This window comes from Caballeronia jiangsuensis (assembly GCF_046030135.1).
GTDB lineage: Bacteria > Pseudomonadota > Gammaproteobacteria > Burkholderiales > Burkholderiaceae > Caballeronia > Caballeronia jiangsuensis.
In genome coordinates, this window is the sequence record NZ_JAQQDB010000126.1 from 1 (window position 1) to 545 (window position 545).

The following is a 545-nucleotide window of genomic DNA, read 5'->3' on the forward strand; positions in this document are numbered from 1 at the left end:
CACTACGTGGCGTTCTCGGGCGGCTCGGGCATCACGCCGGTGCTGGCGATCATCAAGACGACGCTCGATACGGAGCCGACGAGCCGCTTCACGCTCGTGTACGGCAATCGCAGCGTCGACGCGATCATGTTCGCCGAAGAGCTCGAGGATCTGAAGAATCGGTATATGGATCGGTTCTCGCTGTATCACGTGCTGTCGGACGATCTGCAGGACGTGGAGCTCTTCAACGGCGTGCTGGATGAAGCGAAGTGCAAGGCGTTTCTGGAGACGCTGCTTTCGCCCGAAGAAATCGACGAAGCGTTCATCTGCGGCCCCGGCCCGATGATGGATGCAGCCGAAGCGGCGTTGAAGGACTCGGGCGTCGCGCCGAAGCAGATACACGTGGAGCGATTCGGCACGCCGTTGCCGCAAGCGGGCGTGCCTGCCATCGAGATCACGGAGAGCACGCCGGCGGCGGATCTGGAGTTGATCATCGACGGCAAGAAGCGCAAATTGCGGCTGCCGTATGAAGGCGTGAGCGTGCTCGATGTGGGCTTGAAAGCGGG

At 61.8% G+C, this 545-nt stretch carries 1 pseudogene; it reads left to right on the plus strand.

Annotation, left to right across the window (positions count from 1 at the left end):
- Nucleotides 1-545 (plus strand): annotated as a pseudogene (locus tag PQR08_RS38660) (phenylacetic acid degradation protein); the annotation flags it as partial.